The sequence below is a fragment of the Acidovorax sp. Root275 genome, assembly GCF_001428965.1.
GTDB classification, from domain to species: Bacteria; Pseudomonadota; Gammaproteobacteria; order Burkholderiales; family Burkholderiaceae_C; genus Acidovorax; species Acidovorax radicis.
Genome location: NZ_LMJH01000001.1, coordinates 146,424 through 172,405, shown reverse-complemented (window position 1 = coordinate 172,405; position 25,982 = coordinate 146,424). Strand labels below are relative to the sequence as shown.

At 64.8% G+C, this 25,982-nt stretch carries 24 protein-coding genes; 18 read left to right on the top strand and 6 right to left on the bottom strand.

The annotated features are described in order from the left end of the window. Nucleotides 1-20: 20 nt before the first annotated feature. Together gshA and ASE52_RS00785 are read right to left on the bottom strand one after the other, a co-directional pair. On the bottom strand, nt 21-1,547 hold the full coding sequence (gene gshA / locus ASE52_RS00790; RefSeq protein WP_057223046.1) for a glutamate--cysteine ligase: 1,527 nt from the start codon (nt 1,545-1,547) through the stop codon (nt 21-23). A gap of 71 nt (nt 1,548-1,618) precedes the next feature. Next, nucleotides 1,619-2,527, bottom strand: coding sequence for an SDR family NAD(P)-dependent oxidoreductase (locus tag ASE52_RS00785; protein WP_057225043.1), 909 nt, complete (start codon nt 2,525-2,527; stop codon nt 1,619-1,621). A 338-nt stretch (nt 2,528-2,865) separates the two neighbouring features. Between ASE52_RS00785 and ASE52_RS00780 the strand changes: the two genes are divergently transcribed. The 11 genes from ASE52_RS00780 to tolA all read left to right on the top strand — a co-directional run bounded on the left by ASE52_RS00780 (nt 2,866) and on the right by tolA (nt 11,100). Then, complete coding sequence (locus ASE52_RS00780; RefSeq protein WP_057223043.1) at nt 2,866-3,147, top strand: DUF427 domain-containing protein; 282 nt, start codon at nt 2,866-2,868, stop codon at nt 3,145-3,147. A gap of 568 nt (nt 3,148-3,715) precedes the next feature. Continuing rightward, the gene (locus tag ASE52_RS00775; RefSeq protein ID WP_010460241.1) at nt 3,716-4,360 is read left to right on the top strand and encodes a DUF938 domain-containing protein; all 645 of its coding nucleotides are present in this window, start codon (nt 3,716-3,718) and stop codon (nt 4,358-4,360) included. 31 nt (nt 4,361-4,391) lie between these two features. Next, nucleotides 4,392-4,688 carry a 2Fe-2S iron-sulfur cluster-binding protein gene (locus tag ASE52_RS00770; RefSeq protein ID WP_057223041.1) on the top strand — a complete coding sequence of 99 codons (297 nt, stop codon included), beginning with the start codon at nt 4,392-4,394 and terminating at the stop codon, nt 4,686-4,688. Between the two features lie 384 nt (nt 4,689-5,072). Beyond that, the gene (gene ribBA / locus ASE52_RS00765; protein ID WP_057223039.1) at nt 5,073-6,194 is read left to right on the top strand and encodes a bifunctional 3,4-dihydroxy-2-butanone-4-phosphate synthase/GTP cyclohydrolase II; all 1,122 of its coding nucleotides are present in this window, start codon (nt 5,073-5,075) and stop codon (nt 6,192-6,194) included. A 14-nt stretch (nt 6,195-6,208) separates the two neighbouring features. After that, nucleotides 6,209-6,673, top strand: a complete 465-nt coding sequence (gene ribH, locus ASE52_RS00760; RefSeq protein WP_010460235.1) for a 6,7-dimethyl-8-ribityllumazine synthase — start codon at nt 6,209-6,211, stop codon at nt 6,671-6,673. Next, a complete protein-coding gene (gene nusB / locus ASE52_RS00755) occupies nt 6,670-7,227 on the top strand; it encodes a transcription antitermination factor NusB (protein WP_057223037.1) in 558 nt (185 codons plus the stop codon). Before ribH ends, nusB begins: the two co-directional genes overlap by 4 nt. A 105-nt stretch (nt 7,228-7,332) precedes the next feature. Next, nucleotides 7,333-8,529 carry a pyridoxal phosphate-dependent aminotransferase gene (locus tag ASE52_RS00750; RefSeq protein ID WP_057223035.1) on the top strand — a complete coding sequence of 399 codons (1,197 nt, stop codon included), beginning with the start codon at nt 7,333-7,335 and terminating at the stop codon, nt 8,527-8,529. A gap of 6 nt (nt 8,530-8,535) precedes the next feature. Continuing rightward, nucleotides 8,536-8,955 carry a tol-pal system-associated acyl-CoA thioesterase gene (ybgC, locus tag ASE52_RS00745; RefSeq protein ID WP_057223033.1) on the top strand — a complete coding sequence of 140 codons (420 nt, stop codon included), beginning with the start codon at nt 8,536-8,538 and terminating at the stop codon, nt 8,953-8,955. Further along, complete coding sequence (tolQ, locus tag ASE52_RS00740; RefSeq protein WP_010460227.1) at nt 8,952-9,668, top strand: protein TolQ; 717 nt, start codon at nt 8,952-8,954, stop codon at nt 9,666-9,668. The genes ybgC and tolQ overlap by 4 nt, the downstream gene beginning before the upstream one ends. A 4-nt stretch (nt 9,669-9,672) precedes the next feature. After that, nucleotides 9,673-10,101 (top strand): ExbD/TolR family protein, encoded by a 429-nt coding sequence (locus ASE52_RS00735; protein WP_010460224.1) that lies wholly within the window; start codon nt 9,673-9,675, stop codon nt 10,099-10,101. Between the two features lie 30 nt (nt 10,102-10,131). Next, nucleotides 10,132-11,100, top strand: coding sequence for a cell envelope integrity protein TolA (tolA, locus tag ASE52_RS00730; RefSeq protein WP_010460221.1), 969 nt, complete (start codon nt 10,132-10,134; stop codon nt 11,098-11,100). A gap of 117 nt (nt 11,101-11,217) precedes the next feature. On the opposite strand, the gene ASE52_RS00725 is transcribed toward tolA, so the two are convergent. After that, nucleotides 11,218-12,558 (bottom strand): MFS transporter, encoded by a 1,341-nt coding sequence (locus ASE52_RS00725; RefSeq protein ID WP_057223031.1) that lies wholly within the window; start codon nt 12,556-12,558, stop codon nt 11,218-11,220. Between the two features lie 250 nt (nt 12,559-12,808). Here ASE52_RS00725 and cyoA point away from each other — a divergent pair, with 250 nt between their 5' ends. From cyoA to ASE52_RS00690, 7 genes are all read left to right on the top strand, one after another. Continuing rightward, a complete protein-coding gene (gene cyoA, locus ASE52_RS00720) occupies nt 12,809-13,864 on the top strand; it encodes a ubiquinol oxidase subunit II (RefSeq protein WP_057223029.1) in 1,056 nt (351 codons plus the stop codon). A 65-nt stretch (nt 13,865-13,929) separates the two neighbouring features. Then, on the top strand, nt 13,930-15,933 hold the full coding sequence (cyoB, locus tag ASE52_RS00715) for a cytochrome o ubiquinol oxidase subunit I (RefSeq protein WP_057223027.1): 2,004 nt from the start codon (nt 13,930-13,932) through the stop codon (nt 15,931-15,933). Next, entirely contained in the window at nt 15,926-16,561 is a 636-nt protein-coding gene (gene cyoC, locus ASE52_RS00710; protein ID WP_010460214.1) for a cytochrome o ubiquinol oxidase subunit III, read from the top strand. The genes cyoB and cyoC overlap by 8 nt, the downstream gene beginning before the upstream one ends. Continuing rightward, entirely contained in the window at nt 16,562-16,987 is a 426-nt protein-coding gene (gene cyoD, locus ASE52_RS00705) for a cytochrome o ubiquinol oxidase subunit IV (RefSeq protein ID WP_010460212.1), read from the top strand. A gap of 8 nt (nt 16,988-16,995) precedes the next feature. Then, nucleotides 16,996-17,814, top strand: coding sequence for an SURF1 family protein (locus tag ASE52_RS00700; protein WP_057223025.1), 819 nt, complete (start codon nt 16,996-16,998; stop codon nt 17,812-17,814). Beyond that, entirely contained in the window at nt 17,795-19,120 is a 1,326-nt protein-coding gene (locus ASE52_RS00695; RefSeq protein ID WP_057223023.1) for an ATP-binding protein, read from the top strand. The genes ASE52_RS00700 and ASE52_RS00695 overlap by 20 nt, the downstream gene beginning before the upstream one ends. Nucleotides 19,121-19,124: 4 nt before the next feature. Next, nucleotides 19,125-19,682 (top strand): response regulator transcription factor, encoded by a 558-nt coding sequence (locus ASE52_RS00690; RefSeq protein WP_010460207.1) that lies wholly within the window; start codon nt 19,125-19,127, stop codon nt 19,680-19,682. Nucleotides 19,683-19,848: 166 nt separating this feature from the next. Here ASE52_RS00690 and ASE52_RS00685 read toward each other — a convergent pair whose 3' ends face one another. The 3 genes from ASE52_RS00685 to ASE52_RS00675 all read right to left on the bottom strand — a co-directional run bounded on the left by ASE52_RS00685 (nt 19,849) and on the right by ASE52_RS00675 (nt 25,959). Continuing rightward, nucleotides 19,849-22,413, bottom strand: a complete 2,565-nt coding sequence (locus ASE52_RS00685; protein ID WP_057223021.1) for an ankyrin repeat domain-containing protein — start codon at nt 22,411-22,413, stop codon at nt 19,849-19,851. Between the two features lie 191 nt (nt 22,414-22,604). After that, nucleotides 22,605-25,190 (bottom strand): bifunctional aconitate hydratase 2/2-methylisocitrate dehydratase, encoded by a 2,586-nt coding sequence (gene acnB / locus ASE52_RS00680; RefSeq protein WP_010460204.1) that lies wholly within the window; start codon nt 25,188-25,190, stop codon nt 22,605-22,607. A gap of 127 nt (nt 25,191-25,317) precedes the next feature. Next, nucleotides 25,318-25,959, bottom strand: coding sequence for a hypothetical protein (locus ASE52_RS00675; RefSeq protein WP_057223020.1), 642 nt, complete (start codon nt 25,957-25,959; stop codon nt 25,318-25,320). Between the last annotated feature and the right edge of the window lie 23 nt (nt 25,960-25,982).

The window sequence follows — 25,982 nt, the reverse complement described above, 5'->3', positions numbered from 1 at the left end:
AATGCAGCCTGCGTGCCGCATCACCCGAGCTCCTTCACCGACATGTACTGCTCGCGCCATTCCTCAAACGGCAGTGTGTCCGCCGCCTCGATGGCCTTCTGCGCGGCAATCGATTCATCCGCCATCGCCAGGTAACGTGCCTGTTGCTCGGCCGTCCACGGCAGGCCCAGCAGTGCGTCACGCGCCGCGAGGGATTGCTGGCGGGCAAAAGACTCAAAGCTGTGGTGATGCTCGCCCACGATGCTGTCGAGCACGCGGGCTGACGGTGTGCGCTCGGGCGCAGACATCAGCGCACGGGCGTCGCGCAGCGCGGCGCTGTAGTCATCCGTGCCATGGGTGGCGTCCAGCGCGGCAGCCAAAGGCGCACACGCGGCCAGCACTTCGGCGCCCCATTCGGTCAGCAACACACTCTGGCCGTTGCGCGAAAGCTGCAAGCCGGGCTCGCGGCCCCGCTCGGCCGTGAGGTGCTGGTTCTGCTTGAGCTCGGCAATTTCGGCCGGTGTGTCGGGCGGGCTGTCGGACAGCAGGCAGTGCAGCAAGAACACATCCAGCAGGCGCATGGTGGACGCCGTGATGCCCACGGGCACAAACGGGTCCAGGTCCATCAGGCGCACTTCCACGTACTCGACACCGCGCTCGCGCAGCGCATGCAGCGGGCGCTCGCCGGTGCGCACGGTGCGCTTGGGGCGGATGGTGCCGTAGAACTCGTTCTCGATCTGCAGCAGGCTGGTGCCCAACTGGTTGTAGTCGCCGCCCGGGTTGCGCACGCCCACGGTTTCGTAGGCGGGGTACGGCTTGGTCAACGCCTCGTGCAGCGAGTTGGCGTAGCCCGCGAGGCCGTTGTAGCTCACGGCCAGCGTGGCTTGCGCGTCGCTCTGGTAGCCCAGGCGGCCCATGCGCAGCGAGGTGGCGTGGGGCAGGTACAGCGCGCTGCCGCCCTCCATGCGCTGCAGGCGGTGCTCGCGCCCTTCCACAAAACAGGGGCACAGCGCGGGCGAGGCCCCAAACAGGTACAGCAGCACAAACGCGTGCCGGCGGAAGTTGCGGATCAGCGAAAAATACTGCTCGCTGTCCACACCCGGCAGCGACCAGTTGTAGTGGATGCCCGAAATGGTCTGCATGCGCCGGCCATAACGGTGGCCCAAGCCCATGCGGTACACGCTCTTGGCGCGGCCCACGTTGGAGCTGCCGTAGCGGCCAATCGGAATCGTCTCGTCGGTGGGCAGGCCACAGGGCATGCTGGATGCCCAGAGCAGTTCGCCGCCGCTGTCCTTGAGGGTGTGGTGCACGAACTGGTGCACCTCGGTCAGCTCATCCAGGCACTGCTGCACGCCCTTGTGGGCGCCAGTGATCAGCTCCAGCTGCGACTCGCTGTAATCGGTCGTGATCAGCGGGTGCGTGAGGGCAGAGCCCAGGGCCAGCGGGTGGGGGGTAAGGGCCAGGCCGCCGGTGGGCAGCACGCGCAGCCCTTCCTTTTCGATGCCGCGGCGAATCCCCCCCAGGGCGTCCGCCGGGTAGGCGGCCAGTCTCTCGTGCAATTTGCTCATATGTTTATACCGATCCAACTTCTGTCGGCCCGGAACTTAGCACGTTGGGCGCTGGCCCGCCCAGAGGGGCGTCAAGCCCTTGCGGCCAAAGCGCGTCCAACCTCGTTGGTGCCCTGGGCGGCGCCACTTTGTGGTACCTGGTCACCCGCGCGCTCGGTCACCTCGGCCAGGCGGGCCGCCAGCTGCTCGGGCACGTCGGCACCGATGCCCAGATGAATGCCCTGCGTCAGGGTGATGTGGGCCGCCTCGAAGGTGCCCGCGCCCGCACACAGGATGGTGCGCGTGGGGGCGCTTTCATGGGCCAGCACCAGCATGGCGGGCACCACGGCCTCGGGCTTGAGGGCGTCCAGCACCTCCTGGGGCATCAGGCCTTCGGTCATGCGCGTGGCGGCCGTGGGCGCCAGGGCGTTGACGTGGATGTTGTACTTGGCGCCTTCGATGGCCAGGGTCTGCATCAGCCCCACCTGGGCCAGCTTGGCGGCGCCATAGTTGCTCTGGCCAAAGTTGCCGTACAGGCCGGTGGACGACGTGGTCATGACGATGCGGCCGTACTGCTGCGCCACCATGTGCGGCCACACGGCCTTGCAGCAGTGGGCGGCCCCCATCAGGTGCACGTCCACCACCAGGCGGAAGTCGTCCATGCCCATCTTCGAGAACGACTTGTCGCGCAGGATGCCCGCGTTGTTGACCAGGATGTCCACCCGGCCCCAGGCATCGATGGCCTGCTGCACCATGGCCTCCACCGCGGCGAAGTCGGTGACGGACGCGCCATTGGCCAGCGCCTCACCGCCCGCCGCGCGGATCTCATCGACCACGGCCTGCGCGGCTCCCACGGTGGCACCGCTGCCGTCCACCGCACCGCCCAGGTCGTTGACCAGCACCTTGGCACCTCGCGCCGCCAGCGCCAGCGCATGCTGGCGGCCCAGGCCGCCGCCGGCGCCCGTCACGATGGCCACGCGGCCTTTGAAATCAATACCCATGGTGAAGGTGCTCCTGTTGTCTTGGTGGGTCCACCCATCGGTGGAATAGAAAAGCATCCGGCAGCCTGCCCCAATGTGCTGGCGCCGCGCGCTGCACTGTAAGCCACGCGGCACAGGTCACCGGTTGCACACGCGACTGAATGAATGCAAGGGCGCGCACTGCGCCCAAAACCCTGCGTCGTCAGGTACCGCGTGCACGGGCACGGCGCATTGGGAATAATTGGCCTCGCCCCCCTCCTCGGGCGCAGCACCTGTTGCGGCACCCGATTGCTCACAATTTCATAGCTATCAGCGCTTATTCATCAAGCGCAAGCGACCATTTTTACCAAGGATTTCCCATGAAAGCAGTCTGGAACGACGTGGTAGTTGCCGAGAGCGACGACACCGTGGTGGTGGAAGGCAACCACTACTTCCCCGAAAGTGCGCTCCACCGCGACTACTTCACCTTCAGCAACCACAAGACCACCTGCTACTGGAAGGGCCAGGCCAGCTACCTGTCGCTGCTGGTCAACGGCGAAATGAACACCGACGCCGCCTGGTTCTATGCCGACCCCAAGCCCGAAGCCGAAAAAATCAAAGGCCGTGTGGCGTTCTGGAAGGGTGTGAAGGTTTCCGCCTGAGCCACCCGCAGCCCACAGCCTGCGGGTTATCCCTGCCAGCACTGGACAATCATGTGGATAAGTTTTGACAAGCCTTGTATGACAGTGCCAAGTGCTTGATTTGTAAGGGCACACCCTGCGATGCCTCATTTTTAGGCAGCACACAGAATCACGGCAATGGTTATCCCAGCCTGCACTGGACAATGGTGTGGATAACCTTGGATAAGCCTTGTATGACAGCTTTAAGTGATTGATTTACAAGGACTATCTTTGTAACGCTTAAAAAACAGGCAATACGGATATCTGTTCTGATCCGCCCTCCGACACCTTGCAAAGCCTCCCCAAAACCCCCGGTTATCCCTGCCGACACTGGACAATGGTGTGGATAACCTTGCACAAGCTTTGTATGACAGTCTTAAGTCATTGATTTACAAGGAAACTCCTTGTGCCGCTTAAAAAACAGGCAGCACCGTACGGGCAAGGCGCCTGCGGTACAGTCCACGTCGGCGCTCTTCGGAATGCTCTTTATTTCATAGCTACCAGCGCTTTATAGACAAGCGTCAGCGGCCAAAAACACTCAGAATTCCCCGTGCCCATCCCTCCACTCCAGCACAGCCCTGCCGCCGAACGCAACCAGGGCCCCATCCTGGCGCAGCTGCTGGCCCTGCTGCCGCCCGCCGGCGCCGCGCTGGAGATTGCCAGCGGCACCGGCCAGCATGCCGCACACTTTGCCGCCGCCCTGCCCGGCTGGACCTGGCAGCCCACCGACCAGCAGGCCACCCACTTTGGCTCGATCACCGGCTGGGCCACCCAGGCCGGCGCCGCCAACGTGCGGGCGCCGCTGCGGCTGGATGTGCTGCAAAGCCCGTGGCCCAGCGAGGGCCCGGCGTTTGGCGCCGCCTCGTTTGACCTGATCTACTGCGCCAACATGCTGCACATCGCCCCCTGGGCCTGCTGCGCGGGGCTGATGCAAGGCGCCGCCCGGCACCTGGCGCCGGGTGGCTGCCTGGTCACCTACGGCCCCTACCTGGAAGACGGCGTGCCCACGGCCCCGGGCAACCTGGCCTTTGACACCAGCCTGCGCGCGCAGGACGCCAGCTGGGGGATCCGCCACATCGACGACGTGGCCGCTGTGGCCGCCCAGGCCGGCCTGCAGCTGGCCGCACGGCATGCGATGCCGGCCAACAACCTGCTGCTGGTGTGGACCAGCGCCCCACCCGCCACTGCGGCCTGACCAACTTCTTTTCTTCTGACGGAACTGCCCCATGAGCACCCCGACCGCCGCCCCCTTCTTCATCGCCAAGGTCGAACCCGACGGCCAACAATGCGACGCCTGGCCCGAGCAGCCCCTGCTGCTGTCGCTGGAGCAAGGCGGCATCGACTGGCCCAGCTCCTGCCGCAACGGCACCTGCCGCACCTGCATCGGCCAGCTGGTGGAAGGCAGCGTGCGCTATGCCATCGAATGGCCGGGCCTGACGGCCGAAGAAAAGGAAGAAGGCTGCGTGCTGCCTTGCGTGGCATACCCTGCGTCGGACGTCGTTCTGCAAGGCAGTGCCATCTGATCTGCGTCAGGCACACCCCCGTTTGAATACGAACCGGGGCGCGGTGCACTAAAATCGCACATTCGGGGGCAAGGGAGCCTCTGCATGAATCGCGCGGCAGTGTGCGCTGCGGATCGGGATGGGTTGCAAGGCGCAAAGCGCAGCAATAGCGGGGCTATTGCGAGCATTTGCAACGCAGCAGACCGCCCGAGACCGCAGATGCACGCAGCGCGATGATTCGTGCAGAGGCTCCCTCAGCCCCTTTGACGTGCGGCAGCGCCGCATCGCATGTTCTTTGGGTTGGTTTCTTGGGGGCACCACTGCCTTCGGCCACGGGAACCTGTGCTGCAGCACACCGCCAGCAGGCAAATCGCCAGCGGCCCCCTCTGAAAGCCCAAGCCTTCCATGACCTCCCCCCTCACCCCCGTGCCGATCTCCCCCGTCGAGGACATCGTGGCCGAGATGCGCGCCGGGCGCATCGTCATCCTGGTGGATGAAGAAGACCGCGAAAACGAAGGCGACCTGGTCCTGGCCGCCGACCATGTGACGCCCGAGGCCATCAACTTCATGGCGCGCTTCGGCCGGGGCCTGATCTGCCTGACATTGAGCCGCGAGCGCTGCGAGTTCCTGAAGCTCCCCCCCATGGCCGCACGCAACGGCACCGTATACAGCACGGCCTTCACCGTCTCCATCGAGGCGGCCGAGGGCGTGACCACCGGGATCTCGGCCGCCGACCGTGCACGCACCGTGCAGGTGGCGGTAGCCCGTGGCAGCCAGCCCACCGACCTGGTGCAGCCCGGCCACATCTTCCCGCTGCAGGCGGTGGACGGTGGCGTGCTGATGCGCGCAGGCCATACCGAAGCCGGTTGCGACCTGGCTGCCATGGCCGGCTGCAGCCCTGCGTCGGTGATCTGCGAGATCATGAAGGACGATGGCACCATGGCCCGCCTGCCCGATCTGCAGCTGTTTGCCGCCGAGCACGGCCTCAAGATCGGCACCATCGCCGACCTGATCGAGCACCGCAGCCGCAATGAAACGCTGGTCGAAAAAGTGGGCCAGCGCACGCTGCAAACCGCCTACGGCGAGTTCACCGCCCATGCCTTCCGCGACAAGCCCAGCCAGGCCGTGCACCTGGCGCTGGTCAAGGGCCAGTGGAGCGCCGACGACGTGGTGCCCGTGCGGGTGCACGAGCCTCTGTCGGTGTTCGATGCACTCGAAATCAACCGCTCCATGCACTCGTGGGGCCTGGACACCAGCCTGCAATACCTCAACGCACAAGGCAAGGGCGTGGCCGTGCTGCTCAACTGTGGCGAAAGCGCGGGCCAGCTGCTGGCGCAGTTTGAAGGCACGGCCCGCTCCGCCCAGGCGCCCGAACGCGGCCGCATGGACCTGCGCACCTATGGCGTGGGCGCACAGATCCTGCGCGAATGTGGCGTGCACAAGATGGCCCTCATGGGCCAGCCGCGCCGCATGCCCAGCATGACCGGCTACGGCCTCGAAATCACCGGTTTCATCCCCAAAGAATAAAGAGCAATACCACTATGTTTGGCGCAGAAAAAGGCACCGCAGACCGCCTGGACGGCAAGAAACTGCACATCGGCATCGTGCAGGCCCGCTTCAACGAGAGCATCACCAACACGTTGGCCGCGGCATGCCGTGCCGAGCTGCTGGCCCTGGGCGTGCAGGAAAAGCACATCAAGCACGTGCTGGTGCCTGGCGCACTGGAAGTGCCCGTGGCCTTGCAGGCTATGGCCGAAAGCGATGAGTACGACGCACTGATTGCGCTGGGCTGCATCATCCGTGGCGAGACCTACCACTTCGAACTGGTGGCCAATGAATCCGGCGCGGGCGTGACCCGCCTGTCGCTGGACTACCAGATCCCCATTGCCAACGCCATCATCACCACCGAAAACCTCGAGCAGGCCATCGCCCGCCAGACCGAAAAAGGCACCGATGCCGCCCGCGTTGCGGTGGAAATGGCCAACCTGCTGGACGAACTGTCATGAGCGAAAACACCCCCACGCCGTCGCCGGCACGGCCCCCGAAGCAAGTGCGCACCGGGCTCAAGAGCACGGGCGTGCGCAAGGCAGCCTCCAAGTCCAACCGCAGCCGCGCACGCGAGTTCGCGCTGCAGGCCCTGTACCAGCACCTGGTGGGCGGCAACACGCCCGAAGCCATCGACGCATTCACGCGCGACCTGGCGGGCTTTCACAAGGCCGACTCGGTGCACTACGACGCGCTGCTGCACGGCTGCATCAACACCGCCGCCGACCTGGATGCGCTGATCACCCCGCTGCTGGACCGCAAGATGGCCGAGATTTCGCCCATCGAACATGCGGTGATGTGGATCGGCGTGTACGAGTTTCAGCACTGCCTGGATGTGCCCTGGCGCGTGGTGCTCAACGAGTGCATTGAGCTTGCCAAAGAGTTTGGCGGCACCGACGGCCACAAGTACGTGAATGCAGTGCTCAACGGCCTGGCCCCTAAATTGCGGGCACTGGAAGTGGCCGCCGACAAGGCCTCGGGCACCGCGCCCTCCGCGCCCGTTGACGAAGCCTGAGCGCACCGCCGTCCGCCCCGGAGCGTGCCATCTGCCGCCACGCCCGGTGCACTCCCCCTTGAGTTTCCGAGCAACACCCGACCCGCTCGGGCAGGACACCTTCCCATGAAGTTTTCCACGCGCGCCGAGCGCATCGAACCGTTCTACGTGATGGAAGTGGCCAAGGCCGCGCAGGCCCTGGCCCGCGAGGTGGCCAGCACGCGCGAACCGATGATCTTTCTGAACATCGGCGAGCCGGACTTCACCGCCCCGCCGCTGGTGCAGGAGGCCGCAGCCCGCGCCGTGCACAGCGGCGCCACGCAATACACCAATGCATTGGGCCTGGACGCCTTGCGCGAGCGCATCAGCGGCTGGTACCAGAGCCGCTTTGGCGTGAACGTGCCCGCACGCCGCATCGTGGTGACGGCCGGCGCATCGGCCGCGCTGCAGCTCGCATGCCTCGCGCTCATCGAGTCGGGCGACGAGATCCTGATGCCCGACCCGAGCTACCCCTGCAACCGCCATTTCGTGAGCGCCGCAGAAGGCAAGGCCGTGCTGCTGCCCACCACGGCGGCCGAGCGCTACCAGCTGAGCGCCGACAAGGTGCGCGCCGCCTGGGGCGAGAAGACGCGGGGGGTGTTGCTGGCCTCGCCCTCCAACCCCACGGGCACCTCGATTGCGCCCGATGAGCTGCGCCGCATCCATGAGGTGGTGCGCGCACACGACGGCATCACGATGATCGATGAGATCTACCTGGGCCTGTCGTACGAGGAAGAGTTTGGCCACACCGCACTGGCCATCGACGACAACATCATCAGCATCAACAGCTTCAGCAAGTACTTCAACATGACCGGCTGGCGCCTGGGCTGGATGGTGGTGCCAGAGGCCATGGTGCCGGTGGTCGAACGCCTGGCACAAAACCTGTTCATTTGCGCCAGCACCGTGTCGCAACACGCGGCGCTGGCCTGCTTCGAGGCTGAGAGCATTGCCGAATACGAACGCCGCCGCGCCGAATTCAAGGCGCGGCGCGACTTCTTCATCCCGGCCCTGCAATCACTGGGCCTTTCAGTGCCGGTGATGCCCGACGGGGCCTTCTACGCCTGGGCGGACTGCACGCAAGCCGCCGAGCGCCTGGGCGTCACCTCTGGCAAGAACTGCAGCTGGGACTTTGCGTTTGAGCTGATGCGCCGCGCGCACATCGCGGTAACGCCGGGGCGCGACTTTGGCACCGCCGAGCCGGAGCGCTTTGTCCGTTTTTCCACCGCCAATTCCATGGCGCAGCTGCAGGAGTCGGTGGCGCGGCTGCGCAGCGTGCTGGGGTAACGCGCGATGGCGTTCGAGTTCCCGATTCGCGTCTACTGGGAGGACACCGATGCCGGTGGCATCGTGTTCTATGCCAACTACCTCAAGTTCTTTGAGCGTGCGCGCAGTGAATGGCTGCGCTCGCTGGGCGTGGGGCAACAGCGGCTCAAGGAACAAACCGGCGGCATGTTTGTCGTAACCGATGCGCAGCTGCGCTACCACCGCCCCGCACGGCTGGACGATGAACTGATTGTTACCGCCGCCCTGCAGGCCACCGGCCGTGCATCGTTGACAATAGTGCAGCGTGCGCTCCTGAAACCAGAGCAGATGACCGAACAAGCCCCGTTGCTGCTGACCGAAGGCACCATCCGCATCGGATGGGTCGATGCCGCCACCATGCGCCCCGCAAGAATTCCGAGCCCCCTCCTGGAACAACTCACACCATGAACTCCCAAAACATGTCCATCATCTCCCTGGTGCTGCACGCCAGCTGGGTGGTGCAACTCGTCATGCTGCTGTTGCTCGGCGTATCGGTCGCCAGCTGGGCCGCCATCTTCCGCAAGCTGTTTTCGCTCAAGCGCGTCAAGACCTTGAACGAAGACTTCGAGCGCGAGTTCTGGTCCGGCACCAGCCTCAATGACCTGTACGCCAGTGCCGCACAAAACTCCAGGCAGGCAGGCCCCATGGAGCGCATCTTCGCCAGCGGCATGCGTGAGTACCAAAAACTGCGTGAGCGCCGCATCGTGGACCCTGGCACCCTGCTCGACGGCGCACGCCGTGCCATGCGCGCGAGCTTCCAGCGCGAGATGGATGTGGTGGAGTCGAGCCTGTCGTTCCTGGCTTCGGTGGGCTCGGTCTCGCCGTATGTGGGCCTGTTTGGCACCGTGTGGGGCATCATGCATGCGTTCACCGGCTTTGCGGGCATGGAGCAGGTCACGCTGGCCACGGTGGCCCCCGGCATCGCGGAAGCCCTGGTGGCCACCGCCATTGGCCTGTTCGCTGCCATCCCGGCCGTGATCGCCTACAACCGCTTTGCCCGCGACATTGACAGGGTGGCCACGCACCAGGAGACCTTCATCGAAGAGTTCTCCAACATTCTTCAGCGCAACCTGGGCGCCCAGCCAGCGCCCACCACCGGCCACACGGCCTCGGGGCACTGACACCATGCCCGCCATGGCATCCCGCGGCCGAGGCCGCCGCACCATCAACGAGATCAACATGGTCCCGTTCATCGACGTCATGCTGGTGCTGCTCATCATCTTCATGGTGACGGCGCCCATGCTGACGCCGGGCGTTGTCGATGTGCCCAGCGTGGGCAAAGGCAAGAACATGCCCAAGGTGGTGGCCCAGGTCATCGTCAACAAGGACGGATCGCTGCAGTTCAAGACGCCCGAAGCCACACGCAGCCTGAACCAGCGCGAGATCGGTGATGCCGCCAGCCGTTGGCAGAAGGCCCAGGGGGCCGACAGCGCCAGTGCGGTGGTCATCAGCGCCGACAAGGGCGTGCAGTACGAAAACGTGGTGAAGGCCATGGATGCCTTGCAAAAGGCGGGTGTGCAACGCGTAGGGCTTTCCGTCAAACAGGGCGGTTGAACCGAACTCTCGCCAGCCGCTCTCAAGCCCATGCACGCCCACAACGACCGCGACCAGTTTTCCCCGCCCCGGCCCCCGGCACGCTTGCGTGCCATCACGCTGGCGGTGCTCGTGCATGTCGTGCTCATCGGCGCACTCACCTGGGGCGTGAACTGGAAGAACAGCGCCGACCAGCCTGCGGTGGAAGCCGAACTGTGGGCAGCGGTGCCCCAGCAGGCGGCGGCGCGTGCCGTTGAGCCCCCGCCCCCACCGCCCGCCCCACCGGAAGTGCGTCCGCCTGCTCCGCCCCCACCACCGCCCCCGCGCGCTGTGGAGCCGCCCGACACCCGCGAGGCCGACATCGCCATCGAACGCGAGAAAAAGCGCCTGGAACAGGAAAAGAAGGCGCGCGAACAGCAGCAAGAGCGCGACAAGCGTGAACGCGAACGCAAGGAAGACGAGCGCCGCGACCGCCTGGAGCAGGAGAAGAAAGAGCGCCTGCAAAAGGAAAAAGACAAGGAAAAGGAACAGCGCGAAAAACAGCTGGCCGAGCAGAAGAAAGCCGAGCAGGACAAGCAAAAGAAGCTGGCCGAAGACAAGCGCAAGGCGGACGACGCCGCCAAGCGCAAATCCGAAGCCGACGCCAAACAGCTGGCAGAACAGCGCGAAGCCAACCTGCGCCGCATCCAGGGCATGGCAGGGGCGACGGGGGGAGAAACCGCCACGGGCACAGCCCAGCGCAGTGCAGGCCCGTCAGGCGGCTACGGCGGCAAGGTGGCGGCCAAGGTCAAGCCCAACATCGTGTACCCCGACGCGATCTCGGGCAACCCGCGTGCCGAGGTGGAAGTGCGCCTCTCGCCCGACGGCACCATCGTGGGCAAACGGCTCGTGCAGTCGAGCGGCAACAAGGCCTGGGACGAGGCCGTGCTGCGCGCGCTGGACAAGACCGAGACCCTGCCGCGCGATGTGGATGGACGCGTGCCGTCTTCCCTGACCATTGGTTTCAGGCCACAGGACTAGAGCCTGTTCAAAGCCCCGAAAAAAAGCGCCCGGTACTTCCGGGCGCCTTTTTTGGCCTCTAGCGCTTGATAGTCAAGCGCAGACAGTTATACATTTAATAGCATCACTCTGATGCGGCTACCGATCACGCCGCTCCATGCGCCGGTTCAAATTCAGCGCTCCAAGAGTGCAGGCCACACCCGACAGCAGGTACACCGTCACGGCCAGCAATCCAAACTGGGCCGACAGGTACAGGGCGACAAGGGGTGCAAAAGCAGCGCCAATGATCCAGGCCAGGTCGGCCGACAAGGCGGCGCCCGTGTAGCGGTATTGGGGAGAAAAGTTGGCCGTGACCGTGCCAGACGCCTGGCCGTACGACAGCCCCAGCAGCACAAAGCCCAGCAGCAGGAACATGGTGCTGCCCACCTCACCGGAGTTGAGCAGCACGGGGGCCATGAAACTGAACACACCGATCAACACCGCCATGCCGCCCAGCAGCTTGCGGCGGCCCAGGTGGTCTGACAGCCAGCCCGAGACCATGATGGCCCCGGCCGCCAGGAAGGCACCCACGATCTGCACGCCCAGAATCTGGGTCACCGGCTGGTCCGAGTACAGGGTGATCCACGACAGCGGGAACACCGTGACCAGGTGAAACAGCGCAAAGCTGGCCAGCGCGGCAAAAGCACCCAGCAGCACATTGCTGCCTTCGTCGCGCATCACGCGGCTGACGGGCACAGGCTGCAGCTCACGGTCTTGCAGCAGTTCGGCGTACGACTGCCCCACCACCAGGCGCAGGCGGGCAAACAGGGCCACCACGTTCACGGCAAAAGCCACGAAGAAGGGATAGCGCCATCCCCAGGCCAGAAATTCCTGCACGCTAAGGCTGCTGTACAGATAAGCAAACAGACCCGCCGCCAGCACAAACCCGACGGGCGCACCCAGCTGCCCGATCATGGCAAACCAGCCCCGGCGTTCCTTGGGCGCCGACATGGCCAGCAGCGACGGCAGGCCGTCCCACGAGCCGCCGAGCGCCAGACCCTGGCCAATGCGCAGAATCAGCAGCGCCACCACAGCGGTCAGGCCAGCATCCTTGTAGCCCGGCAAAAACGCCATCCCGACCGTGCACACGCCCAACAGGAACAGTGCAATGGTCAGCTTGGTGCCCCGGCCCCAGCGCCGCTGGATGGCCATGGAAATGGCCGTGCCGATGGGCCGGACCACAAAAGCAACGGCCAACAGCGCAAACGACATCAGCGTGCCATCCAGGCGCGACAGGAACGGAAACAGGAAAGGCGGGAAGACGAGAACGCAGGCGATCCCGAATACGAAGAAATCGAAGTACTCGGACGACCGTCCGATGATCACACCCACCGCAATTTCGCTGGGGGTCACGTCTTCATGGGTATCAGCCCGCGAGAGAGAGGCGGGGCTTTCTTCAAAGCCGGCCGCAGGGTAAGTGGCAGAGGCGGGGCTGCTCATGAACAGGGCTCCTTGTCGTTGTTTGGATAAGACATTCTGGTTCTACACGCAAGTTTGATTCGGGACAAGTGCAGTTTCACTATGGCGCCTGCAGGACGGCGCCGAACCAAAAAGAGAAGGCGCACCGAAATGGGGCACCTATTGTTGACCTTGGACAAAATGTCCAATGTACAAAAAAGCTAGAGCTATTACATTCGACGGCACTTCGTTATCCGCGTTTACCCTTAAACGCCTCGGTTGCGCCTGCCCCATGTCCAAACTACCTTTACCCCGCGTGCCTGCCTGGCTCGCCGCCATGGCTGCCCTGGGCAGCCTGGCCGGCTGCAGCAAGGCGGTCGTCCTCAATCCTGCCGGCGACATCGCTGCCCAGCAAGGGCATATGGTCATCCAGGCCACGCTGCTGATGCTGATCATCATCGTGCCGGTGATCGCTCTCACCCTGTGGTTTGCCTGGAAATACCGCCAGAACAACACCGCCAACACCGAGGCCGACTACGACCCCGACTGGCACCATTCCACCACGCTGGAGCTGGTGATCTGGACCGTGCCGCTCTTGATCATCATTGCCCTGGGCGCACTGACCTGGATCGGCACCCACAAGCTCGACCCCTACCGCCCCCTGGACCGCATCTCGGCCACCAAACCGCTGGACGCCCAATCCACTCCTCTGGAGGTGCAGGTGGTGGCCATGGACTGGAAGTGGCTGTTCTTCTACCCCGAACTGGGCATTGCCACGGTGAATGAATTGGCCGCGCCGATCGACCGCCCCATCCTGTTCAAGCTCACGGCCACGTCCACGATGAACGCGTTCTACGTGCCGGACCTGGCGGGCATGATCTACGCGATGCCCGGCATGCAGACCGAGCTGAACGCCGTGATCAACCAACCAGGCGTGTACAAGGGAATGTCCTCGCACTACAGCGGCACGGGCTTCTCGGGCATGACCTTCAAGTTCCACGGCCTAAGCCAGGGCGACTTCGAGCAGTGGGTGGCCAGAAACAAGTCCGAAGGCAAGCCACTCACGCGCAAAACCTACATGGATCTGGCCAAGCCCAGCGAGCGGGACCCCGTGCAGCGCTTTGCCAGCGTGGAAGACGGCCTGTACGACAAGGTGCTGAACCGCTGCGTCGAGGACGGCAAGATGTGCATGCACCACATGATGGCCATCGACGAGAACGGTGGCGACGCCTATGTGCGCGCTGTGGGCCTGAACCTGCCGCAGGACGTGTGCACCTCGCAGAACGCCGCCCAGGTGGTGGCGAGCCTGGAAGCACGCAACGCGCCGCGCGCCAACTCCGCCCAATGATCCGCCCTTGACCTGCCATGCCGGCAGCCGCGCACGCGGGCACCGGCATATCAAAGAGACTCCCTATGTCCTCCGCACCTGTTACCGCACCCCATTGGGCCCTGGGCCGAATCACCTGGGATTCCATACCGATGGCACACGAGCCCATCGTGTTGTGGACCTTTATCGCCACCGTGCTGGGTGGCCTGGCCGTGATGGCCGCCATCACCAAGTTCCGCCTGTGGGGCACCCTGTGGCGCGACTGGATCTGCAGCATCGACCACAAGAAGATCGGGATCATGTACATGATCCTGGGCCTCGTGATGCTGCTGCGCGGCTTTGCCGACGCCGTGATGATGCGCCTGCAGCAGGCCATGGCCTTTGGCGACAACATGGGCTATCTGCCGCCCCACCACTATGACCAGATCTTCACCGCCCACGGCGTGATCATGATCTTCTTCGTGGCCATGCCGCTGGTCACGGGCCTCATGAACTACCTCGTGCCGCTGCAGATCGGCGCGCGCGACGTGTCCTTCCCGTTCCTCAACAACTTCAGCTTCTGGATGACCACAGCCGGTGCCATCCTGGTGATGGTGTCGCTCTTCCTGGGCGAGTTCTCCACCTCCGGCTGGCTGGCCTTGTCCAACCTGGGGGCGCAAGACCCCGGCGTGGGGCTCGATTACTACATCTGGGCCCTGCAGATTGCGGGGGTGGGCACCACGCTCTCGGGCATCAACCTGATCGTCACCATCATCAAGATGCGCGCACCCGGCATGAACCTGATGAGGATGCCCGTCTTCACCTGGACCGCCCTGTGCACCAACGCGCTGATCGTGGCCTCGTTCCCCGTGCTCACGGCCGCGCTGGTGCTGATGTCGCTGGACCGCTATGTTGGCACCAACTTCTTCACGAACGACCTGGGCGGCAACGCCATGCTGTACGTGAACCTGATCTGGATCTGGGGCCACCCCGAGGTGTACATCCTGATCCTGCCCTGCTTCGGCATCTTCTCCGAAGTGGTGGCCACGTTCTGCAAGAAGCGCCTGTTCGGCTACACCTCGATGGTCTACGCCACGGTGGTGATCACCATCCTGTCGTACCTGGTGTGGCTGCACCACTTCTTCACGATGGGCTCGGGCGCGAGCGTGAACACCTTCTTCGGCATCACGACGATGATCATCTCGATCCCCACGGGCGCGAAGATCTTCAACTGGCTGTTCACCATGTACAAGGGCCGCATCCGTTTCGAGCTGCCCATGATGTGGACCGTGGCCTTCATGGTGACCTTTGCCATCGGTGGCATGACCGGCGTGCTGCTGGCCGTGCCCCCGGCCGACTTCGTGCTGCACAACAGCCTGTTCCTGATCGCCCACTTCCACAACGTGATCATCGGCGGCGTTTTGTTCGGCCTGTTTGCCGGCATCAACTACTGGTACCCCAAGGCTTTTGGCTACAAGCTCGACCGCACCTGGGGCGTGCGCTCCTTCTGGCTGTGGGTGGTGGGTTTCTGGGTGGCGTTCGGCCCGTTGTATGTGCTGGGCCTGATGGGCGTCACGCGCCGTGCCAACCACTTTGAAGACCAGTCCCTCCAGATCTGGTTCGTGATCGCCGCCATCGGTGCCGCGATGATTGCTGCGGGCATTGCCTGCTTCCTGATCCAGATTGTGGTGAGCTACCTCAAGCGCGACCAGCTGCGCGACCACACGGGCGACCCGTGGGATGCACGCACGCTGGAATGGGCCACCTCGTCGCCACCGCCCGACTACAACTTCGCCTTCACCCCCGTGGTGCACGAGATCGATGCCTGGTGGGACATGAAGAAGCACGGCTACGAGCGCCCACTCACCGGCTTTGCGCCCATCCACATGCCCGCCAACACTGGCTCGGGCGCCGTGATCTCGGCCCTGTCGCTGGCCTTCGGCTTTGCACTGATCTGGCACATGTGGCTGCTCGCGGGCGTGTCGTTTGCGATGCTGCTGCTGGCCTCGATCATCCACACGTTCAACTACAAGCGTGACTTCTACATCCCGGCATCCGACGTGATTGCCACAGAAAAAGCCCGCACACTCCAATTGGCCCGCCATGTCTGAACTCCGCCTCAACGCTGGCGCCGCCGCAAGCGCCCCGGCCCCGCGCGACTACCACCTCGCGCACGAGCCCCATCCCGAAAACGGCACCGCCCTGGGCTTCTGGCTGTACCTGATGAGCGACTGCCTCATCTTCGCCGCCCTGTTTGCCACCTACGGCGTGCTGGGCCGCAGCTATGCGGCCGGCCCCACCGGCGCTCAGCTGTTCGATCTGACGCTGGTGGCCGTCAACACGGCCTTCCTGCTGCTGTCGTCCATCACCTTCGGCTTTGCCATGCTCCGCAAGCAGCAAAAGGATGTGAAAGGCACGCTGCTGTGGCTGGCCGTCACAGGCTTCTTCGGCCTGTGCTTCCTGGGCCTCGAACTCTATGAGTTCGCCCACCTCATCCACCAGGGCGCCACGCCCCAGCGCAGCGCCTTCCTGTCGGCCTTTTTCACGCTGGTGGGCACCCACGGGCTGCACGTCACTTTCGGCCTGATCTGGCTGGTGGTGCTGATGGTGCAGATCGGCAAACACGGCCTGATCCCTGCCAACACGCGCCGGCTGATGTGCCTGTCGATGTTCTGGCATTTTCTGGACGTGGTCTGGATCGGTGTCTTCACTTTCGTGTACCTGATGGGGGTGCTGTAAATGAGCGCACAACACACAACACACGCACACGATGCCCATGGGCATGGCGACGATCACCACGGTGATGACGGCCCACACAGCACCTTCTCGGGCTACATGGTTGGCTTCGTGCTCTCGATCATCCTTACGGCCATCCCGTTCTGGCTGGTCATGGCCAAGGTGATCGCCGACCGCAACACCGCCGTGCTGGTGCTGGGCGGTTTCGCCGTGATCCAGATCCTGGTGCACATGGTGTGTTTCCTGCACATGAACGGCAAAGCCGAAGGCGGCTGGACCCTGCTGTCCACCATCTTCACCGTGGTGTTTGTGGCCATCGCCATCAGCGGCACGCTGTGGGTCATGTTCCACATGAACGCGAACATGATGCCCGAGCATCCCACACCCACGCCCCCGGCGCATGAAGCGCCGGGGCACTCCAGGCCTTGACACCTGGCATGCTCCCTGCCCCGGGCGCCACGGCCCGGCGGCTGCGCCAGGCGGTGCTCGCGCTGGTGGGCATCGCTTTGTTTCTGGGATTCCTGGCGCTGGGCACCTGGCAGGTTCAGCGCCGCACGTGGAAGCTCACCCTGATGGAGCGCGTCGAGCAGCGTGTGCACGCAGCCCCCACTCCCTCGCCCACCTCCCAAGACTGGCCCGGGGTGAATGCCGCCGATCATGAATACCTGCCCGTCACCCTGCACGGCCAATGGCTGGGCGACAAGACCGTGCTCACCCAGGCTGTGACCGAGCTGGGAGCGGGCTTCTGGGTCATGACCCCCCTGCAGCAGGATGACGGAAGCCAGGTGCTGGTGAACCGTGGTTTCGTGCCCCAGGACCAGCGCGCACAGTGGCTTGCAGCGCCCCCGCCCACTTCGGTGCCCGGGTCCACCACGGTGCAGGGCTTGCTGCGCATGACGGAGCCAGGAGGCGGATTTCTGCGGAGCAACGACCCCGTGCAACAGCGCTGGTATTCGCGCGATGTAGCGGCCATTGGCCAGGCACTGAAGCTGCCCCAGGCTGCGCCCTTCTTCGTGGATGCGGGCCTTCCGGGCCCCACAGGCACGGCGACGGACAGCGCGGCACCGGACTCAAAGTGGCCCCGTGCCGGCATGACCGTGGTCCGTTTTCACAACAGCCACCTCGTGTATGCGCTGACCTGGTATGGCCTCGCCCTCATGGTTGCCGGCGCTGGCTGGTATGTGGCACGCTACGAGCGCCGCCTGCGCGGCCTTGCCGGCCACACCACCACCTCCGATGACCCCCCTTCGCCCTGATACCGCTGCAGCCCCGCAGCGCAACACGCGCTCGGCCGACGCCGCCGCAGGCATCAAGAACCTGCAGCAGCTGATCGAACTGCGCTGGATTGCCGTCGTCGGGCAGGTGTTCACCATCGAGATGGCGCACTACAGCCTGAACCTCACGCTGCCCGTGCGCGAGATGCTGCTGGTGGTGGGCTGCCTGGCGGTGTTCAACGTGGTGAGCCTGCTGCGGCTGCGCACCGGTGTGGTGGTGCGCAATGTTGAGCTGTTTCTGGCCTTGCTGATCGATGTGGCGGTGCTCACGGTGCAGCTGTACCTGAGCGGTGGCACCAGCAATCCGTTCGTCTTTCTGTACCTGCTGCAGATCACGCTGGGAGCTGTGCTGCTGCGCGGCGCCTACATCTGGTCCATCGTGATCATCACGCTGCTGTGTTTTGGGGTGCTGGCCACACACCACATGCCCCTCGCGCTGCCGCAAGACCTGCACCAGGGGCTGTCGAGTCTGTATGTCATCGGGTTGCTGGTCTGCTTTGTGCTCAACGCTACGCTGGTGGTGGTCTTCATCACCCGCATCAACCTGAACCTGCGCGAACGCGATGCGCGCCTGGCCGCAGCACGCAGGCGCCGCGTGGAAGAAGAGCACATCGTGCGCATGGGCCTGCTGGCATCGGGCGCGGCCCACGAGCTGGGCACGCCGCTGTCCACGCTGGCCGTGATCCTGGGGGACTGGCAGCACGACAAGCAGCTTGCGGCCCACCCCGCGCTAAAGGAAGACATCGACGAAATGCAGGCCCAGGTGCAACGCTGCAAGAGCATCGTGAGCGGCATCCTGCTCTCGGCCGGGGAGACACGTGGCGAAGCCTCCATGCAGACCACCGTGCGCACCTTCGTCGATGCACTGGCCGAAGAATGGCACAGCACCCGGTCGATGCCACAGTTCATCTACGACAACGACTTCGGCGCGGATACGCCCATGGTGTCGGACACCACGCTACAGCAGATGGTTTTCAATGTGCTGGACAATGCACGCGATGCCTCGCCCGGCTGGGTGCGCCTGGCCATCACCCGCAACGCCGATGCACTGTGCATCACGGTGACCGACGCAGGGCCTGGCTTTGCCCCCGACATGCTGGCCAAGCTGGGCACGCCCTACCAGTCCTCCAAAAACCGCCCCGGGGGTGGGCTGGGCCTGTACCTTGTGCTCAACGTGGCACGCACGCTGGGTGGCAGCGTGGCGGCGCGCAACCGTCCTGAAGGGGGCGCCGAAGTGACCATCGAGCTGCCGCTGGCGGCGATCACACTGCCTGAAGCCAAAGCCTGACGCCATGAGCCCTACCGACGAAGAAGAACCCGCGCAACGCCTGCTCCTGATCGTGGAAGACGACGAGGCCTTTGCCCGCACGCTCGCCCGTTCGTTCGAACGGCGTGGCTACCGCGTGCTGCAGGCCGCCAGCCTGCCCGAGGTCGAAACCCTGCTCGCACAGCACACGCCCGGCTTTGCGGTGGTGGACCTCAAGCTCAAGGGGGAAGCGTCGGGCCTGGCCTGCGTGCAGAAGCTGCATGCCGCCAGCGAGGGCATGCTCATCGTGGTGCTGACCGGATTTGCCAGCATCGCCACCGCCGTGGAGGCCGTGAAACTGGGCGCCTGCCACTACCTCGCCAAGCCGTCCAATACCGACGACATCGAGGCCGCGTTCGGCCTGAAGGCGGGCAACACCGAGGTGGAGCTGACCAACCGCTCCAGCTCGATCAAGACGCTGGAATGGGAGCGCATCAACGAAGTGCTGGCCGAAACCGGTTTCAACCTCTCGGAAGCAGCAAGGCGCCTGGGCATGCACCGCCGCACCCTCACCCGCAAGCTGGAGAAAAAACAGGTCCGCTAGGCGGCTGCCGAAACCGGGCCAGTCCTAGGATTTCAAGCAAAATTGGCCGCCAGCGCTTGAAGGACCCCATTGTTTGCTATTTATTTTATAGCAAACACCACGGAGGCGGCACTCAACCGCCTGGGGCCCTCCCCCGACCACCTTTTGATTGAGGCCAGCGCTCACGTCAGCGCTGGCGCTGCACCAGCCAGCGCTCCGCGTCCTGCTGCTTGCCAAACCGCGCCCAATCCAGCGCGTTCTTGCCGTAAGGGTCCTGGCGCCAAAGGTCTACGCCCCGCACCTCCAGCCACTCCAGGGCCTGGACGCGCCCCTTGGCGGCGGCCAGCATCGCTGGCGTCTCGCCCCGGCTTGCGGGCGCGGGCTCATCCAGAGACTGCCCTTGCTCGGACAACCACTGCAAACAGGGCACACAACCACTCTGCGCCGCCATGTGCACCGGCCCCCAGTCCCACCGGTTGCGGGCTGCCAGGCTGGCCCCGGCCTGCACCAGGCGCTGGGCGGCAGCGAGGTGGCCGCCGTAGAAGGCCCGCAGCAGTGCGGTGTCGCCACGCTCGCTGTCTTTCTGCGTCTGGCGCAGGTCAGGCAGCGCGCCTGCACGCAGCAGCAGCTCGATGTGCTCCAGTTGCCCCCGGTGGGCCGCCAGCATGAGCAGGGACGAGCCGCTGGGTGCGAGCAGGTTGGGGTTGGCGCCTGCGGCCAGGGCTGCGCTCAGGGCCCGGGCATCATCCGCGTTCTGCGCGTCAAGCAGCGGGCCGTCTAAAGCGGAATAAGAGGTGGGTGGCGTTGGGGCAGCGGGCGCAGCCACTTTCCCGGCCGGTGCTGGGCGTGCCAGGCCTGCAAGCGGTGGCCCCCCAATCCACCCTGCGAGCACAGCGGCCAGCAGCAGTGCACCCCAAGCCGGGCGCGACTGCCCAGTCCGCGCGCGCCGTTGTGCCCCGGGGCTGAAATGGACCCGGCGGTGCGCCCAGGCTTGGGCGATGGATTGGCCCACGGCGGTGGCGGCACCGCCACCACTGAGGCCGGGCGTGATCCGCACAAGAGTGCCGTCGGCTCCGCGTGCATACACCGCGGAATAAGGGTGCTCGCTGGCACCACTGCCGGTCGCGTACAGCAGCTTGTGCACCAAACTTTGGCTGGCCTGGCCCGGCAAGGTCTGGGTGCGGGTCCATAGCCACGAGTGCCGGTGCACAGTGATGCCGTCGTCCTGCACGGACAGCGCCCAGCGGCGTGTGGCGGCATGCAGGGCAAAGGCCACCAAGACCCACCACGCCGTAGCTGCCATGAAGGAGCGCGGCAGTACCTGCCCATGGGTACCCAGGCGGCCGTTGATGGCGGCCTCCAGCGCCAGCCCAGCGAGCACCAGGCCAGCGGCCCAGCGCCAGCCGGTCTGGCTGAATGCGTAGTGCCAGGCGTGGGGCGTTTCCTGCAGCGTGACAGAAGGAGGCAGAGGCAACGAGTCTTCGCTTTCCTCCCCGTGCTCGCTGAGGGGTGCAATCGGCGTCACCAGCTTCCAGGCAGCGCGCCGGTCAAAGCGATCGGGCAGTTCGCTGGCAAAAGTCTGTGGTGCGGCCTGGACAGGCAAGTCATAGGTCAGCTCCGCCGTGCCGCCGGGGCTGTGCAGCAGCTCCAGGCGCCAGTCCACGCGCTCGCCCGAGCGTTGCGCGCCGTGCGGGGGAGCATCGGCAGGAACATCGAAGCGTGCCACCAGCCGCAGCCCCCCATCGGCCGTGGGCTGCAAGCGCGCCGACTCTGTGAAGGATTCCACGCAGCGCTCGGGCGAGCCCGAGCTTGACTCGTCCACGCGGTACTGCGCCAGGCGCAGCTGCGGACTTTGCTCCTGTTGGTGGGTGGCGGCCCGCAGGGGCAGCAGCAGCGCGACCTCGACCGGGTGCCCCGCGCGCGGCCGCGCGGGCTGCACGCTGAGGGCCGCACCGGCATAGCGCCAGGCCAGGTGGGTCTGGCGCACCGACAAGGCCACCAGCCCCAGGCCAACCATGACGAAGATCGAAATGAAGGCCTTGGCGTACCAGGGGGCGTTGCCACTGGTCCAGAGCATGCCAGCCATGGGGAAGGCGATGCCACACCAGAAGAGCGTGAAAAACCAGGCGGCGCCCGCCGAGGTGCCGGCAGAGGCCTTTGGCTGGGGCGTGGGCGAGGTGCCCTCCTCCACGTCTTCCGCCCCCTTTACCAGGCGCAGCAGGGTGTGCAGGAACATCCAGGCCGCCGCCAGCCCCACGCCGGTGAAGACCAGGGCAAAGGGCACGCGGAACATCTGCAGCGCCCAGCGGATGGACGGGTCGATGAGGGCCTGCGAGGGCACCTGCGGGTTGACCATGATGGTGATGGGCTGCCCACGGGACTGGGCGCTTTGCAGCAGCCCGTGCCAGCGCTGGTGCCAGTCGCCGATGTTGTCGGCACCGACTTCGGGGTCGAGCCCCACCCGGGTGCCTTCGTACTGCCGCCCCCCGAATTCGTAGCGGTAACGGGCGTGCACCTGGTAGGTGGTGCCATCGCTGGACGTATGGCGCTTGAGCTCGGAGCCCAGCACCTGTGCCACCACCGGTTGCCAGCTGTGCACCTCCAGCGCCGCACGGAGTGTTTGCACCAGGGGCTGAAGCCCCGCGAAGTATCCCCCCAGGCCAAAGGCCAGCGCGAAGAGCGCGCTGAACAACAGCATCCCCAAGCGCTTGCCCAACGTGTCTGCCTTTTCGGGGTTGTTCTCTCTTGCCATGGATGTCCCTCCATTTCTTTTGTTGTTATGGGCAAAGCATGGGAGCCAATCATGTCATTTGCATGACAAATAAATGTCATTTCCGCAGCAAAGACGTGACAAGACAGACGGCGAGGCGCGTGTGCAACACCATGAAAAAAGCGGCCCCGAGGAGCCGCTTTTCTGGATTGATCAATCCCGCACGGAAAAGATCAAGCGGTCACGCCATCCGCCACGTCCTTGAACTCGGCGATCTTGTCGAAGTTCAGGTATTGGTAGATCTTGTCGCCGTTCTGGTTGATGACACCGATGTCGGCCAGGTACTCTTCCTTGGAAGGAATGCGGCCCAGCTTGGAGCAGATGGCCGAGAGTTCAGCCGAGCCCAGATAGACGTTGGTGTTCTTGCCCAGGCGGTTGGGGAAGTTGCGCGTGCTGGTGGACATCACGGTGGCGCCTTCCTTCACCTGCGCCTGGTTGCCCATGCACAGCGAGCAGCCGGGCATTTCCATGCGGGCACCGGCCGCGCCGAACACGCCGTAGTGGCCTTCTTCGGTGAGCTGGTGCGCGTCCATCTTCGTGGGCGGGGCCATCCACAGCTTGACGGGGATGTCCTTCTTGCCTTCGAGCAGCTTGGAGGCTGCGCGGAAGTGGCCGATGTTGGTCATGCACGAACCGATGAACACTTCGTCGATCGCGGCACCGGCCACGTCCGACAGCGTCTTGGCGTCATCGGGGTCGTTGGGGCAGCAGACGATGGGTTCGGTGATCTCGGCCAGGTCGATCTCGATGATGGCGGCGTAGTCTGCGTTGTCATCGGGTTCAAGCAGCTGGGGGTTGGCCAGCCAGGCTTCCATGGCCTTGATGCGGCGGCCGATGGTGCGTGGGTCAGCGTAGCCCTGGGCGATCATGTTCTTGAGCAGCACGATGTTCGAGTTGATGTACTCGATCACGGGTTCCTTGTTCAGGCGCACCGTGCAGCCGGCAGCAGAGCGCTCGGCCGATGCGTCGGACAGCTCGAACGCCTGCTCAACCTTCATGTCCGGCAGGCCTTCGATTTCCAGGATGCGGCCCGAGAAGATGTTCTTCTTGCCCTGCTTGGCCACGGTGAGGTGGCCGGCCTTGATGGCGTACAGCGGAATCGCGTGCACCAAGTCGCGCAGCGTAACGCCCGGCTGCATCTTGCCCTTGAAGCGCACCAGCACCGATTCAGGCATGTCGAGGGGCATCACGCCCGTGGCGGCAGCGAACGCCACCAGGCCGGAGCCTGCGGGGAAGCTGATGCCAATGGGGAAGCGGGTGTGCGAGTCGCCGCCGGTGCCGACAGTGTCGGGCAGCAGCATGCGGTTGAGCCAGCTGTGAATGATGCCGTCGCCGGGCTTGAGCGAGATGCCGCCGCGCGTGCTGATGAAGTCGGGCAGCTCGTGGTGCATCTTCACGTCCACGGGCTTGGGGTAGGCGGCCGTGTGGCAGAAGGACTGCATCACTAGGTCGGAGCTGAAGCCCAGGCAGGCCAGGTCCTTCAGTTCGTCGCGCGTCATGGGGCCGGTGGTGTCCTGCGAGCCGACCGAGGTCATGCGCGGTTCGCAGTACGTGCCGGGCACCACGCCCAGGCCTTCGGGCAGGCCGCAGGCGCGGCCGACCATCTTCTGCGCCAGGGTGAAGCCCTTGCCAGTGGCGGCAGGCACTTGCGGCAGGCGGAACAGCGTCGAAGGAGGCAGGCCCAGGGCCTCGCGGGCCTTGGTGGTCAAGCCACGGCCAATGATCAGCGGAATGCGGCCGCCAGCGCGCACTTCGTCAAACAGCACTTCGCTCTTGACTTCGAATTCGGCGATGACGTTGCCATCCTTGAGCGCCTTGCCAGCGTAGGGCAGCAGTTCAATCTCGTCGCCCATGTTCATCTGGCTCACGTCGAGCTCGATGGGCAGTGCGCCGGCGTCTTCCATGGTGTTGTAGAAGATGGGGGCGATCTTGCTGCCCAGGCACACGCCGCCGAAGCGCTTGTTGGGCACGAACGGGATGTCTTCGCCCGTGAACCACAGCACACTGTTGGTGGCGGACTTGCGGCTCGAACCCGTACCAACCACGTCACCCACATAGGCCACGAGATTGCCCTTGGCACGCAGGTCTTCGATGAACTTCACGGGACCGCGCTTGCCATCTTCTTCGGGGGTGATGCCGTCGCGCTTGTTCTTGAGCATGGCCAGGGCATGCAGCGGGATGTCGGGGCGGCTCCAGGCGTCGGGGGCGGGCGACAGGTCGTCGGTGTTGGTTTCGCCGGTGACCTTGAGCACGGTGAGCTTGATGCTCTGGGGCACTTCGGGGCGGCTGGTGAACCACTCGGCATCGGCCCAGCTTTGCAGCACGGACTTGGCGAAGGTGTTGCCCTTGTCGGCCTTTTCCTTGACATCATGGAACTGATCGAACATCAGGAGCGTCTTCTTGAGCGCTTCGGCGGCGACAGAGGCCACGGCCGCATCGTCCAGCAAGTCGATCAGGGGGGTGAGGTTGTAGCCACCCAGCATGGTGCCCAGCAGCTGCGTGGCGCGCTCGCGGCCAATCAGCGTGCACACCTCGGTACCGTGGGCCACGGAAGCCAGGTAGCTGGCCTTGACCTTGGCGGCGTCGTCCACACCGGCGGGAACGCGGTGCGTGATCAGGTCCACCAGCGTGGCTTCTTCACCGGCAGGCGGGTTCTTGAGCAGCTCGATCAGTTCCGCGGTCTGCTTGGCGCTCAACGGCAGGGGTGGAATGCCGAGGGCAGCGCGCTCGGCCACATGGTCACGGTAGGCTTTCAACATCATTTTTCTCCGGTTGCGTTCTAAAGTGGGGCGGCGCGCAGTGCGGTGGCGATTTCAACGGCCGGGTCGCCTGCGTGCGCAAAGGTTGTGCGGTTTTTTCTTCGGTGGTGCGGCGCCAGGCGACGGCTTACTTCAGGGGTTCCAGCACGCTCACAGGCGGGTTCTTCTTGATGGCCTCAGCCACCACCAGTTGCTGCGGGCTCATGCATTCGTCGGCCAGGCGCTGGCCCAGCTTTTGGTTCATCAACATGGACTTGTTGGCGATCTGCAGCCAGACCGCGCCGCCCTTCTGGTCCTCCAGGCGCACCGTGCCCGTGGTGGTGGTCACCGGGGCCATGAAATACTTGAAGCCCTTGCCTTCCACATGGAAGTGACCGGGGCTTGCGGGCTCGGCCGTGACAGTGACGAAGGCCCCCAGTTCACAGGGGATGCGGCCCACATGCACGCGTTCGGCGATGGCCAGCTCAGCAGGCGAAAGAGCAGCCTCTGCGGCGATGATGCCGGCCGCCACCTGGTTGGTTGCGCTCTTGAGCTGGGTGCGGCTGCTGGTGCCTTCCGTTTTGGCCTCGGTGGATTTTTTGGTGGCAGAGGCCTTGTCCGCCGTCTTGGCAGACTTCGCTTCAGCCTTTGGGGCGGACTTCGCCGCAGGTTTTGCAGCGGCCTTGGTCTCTGCCTTGGTCTCTGCCTTGGGTTCGGTCTTGGCGGGGGTTTGCGCCATGGCAAGGGCCGGAGCCAGCAGCATCAGGGCAGAGGCGATAAAAGATTTCATGGAAGGTCCAGCGTGGAAGAGTT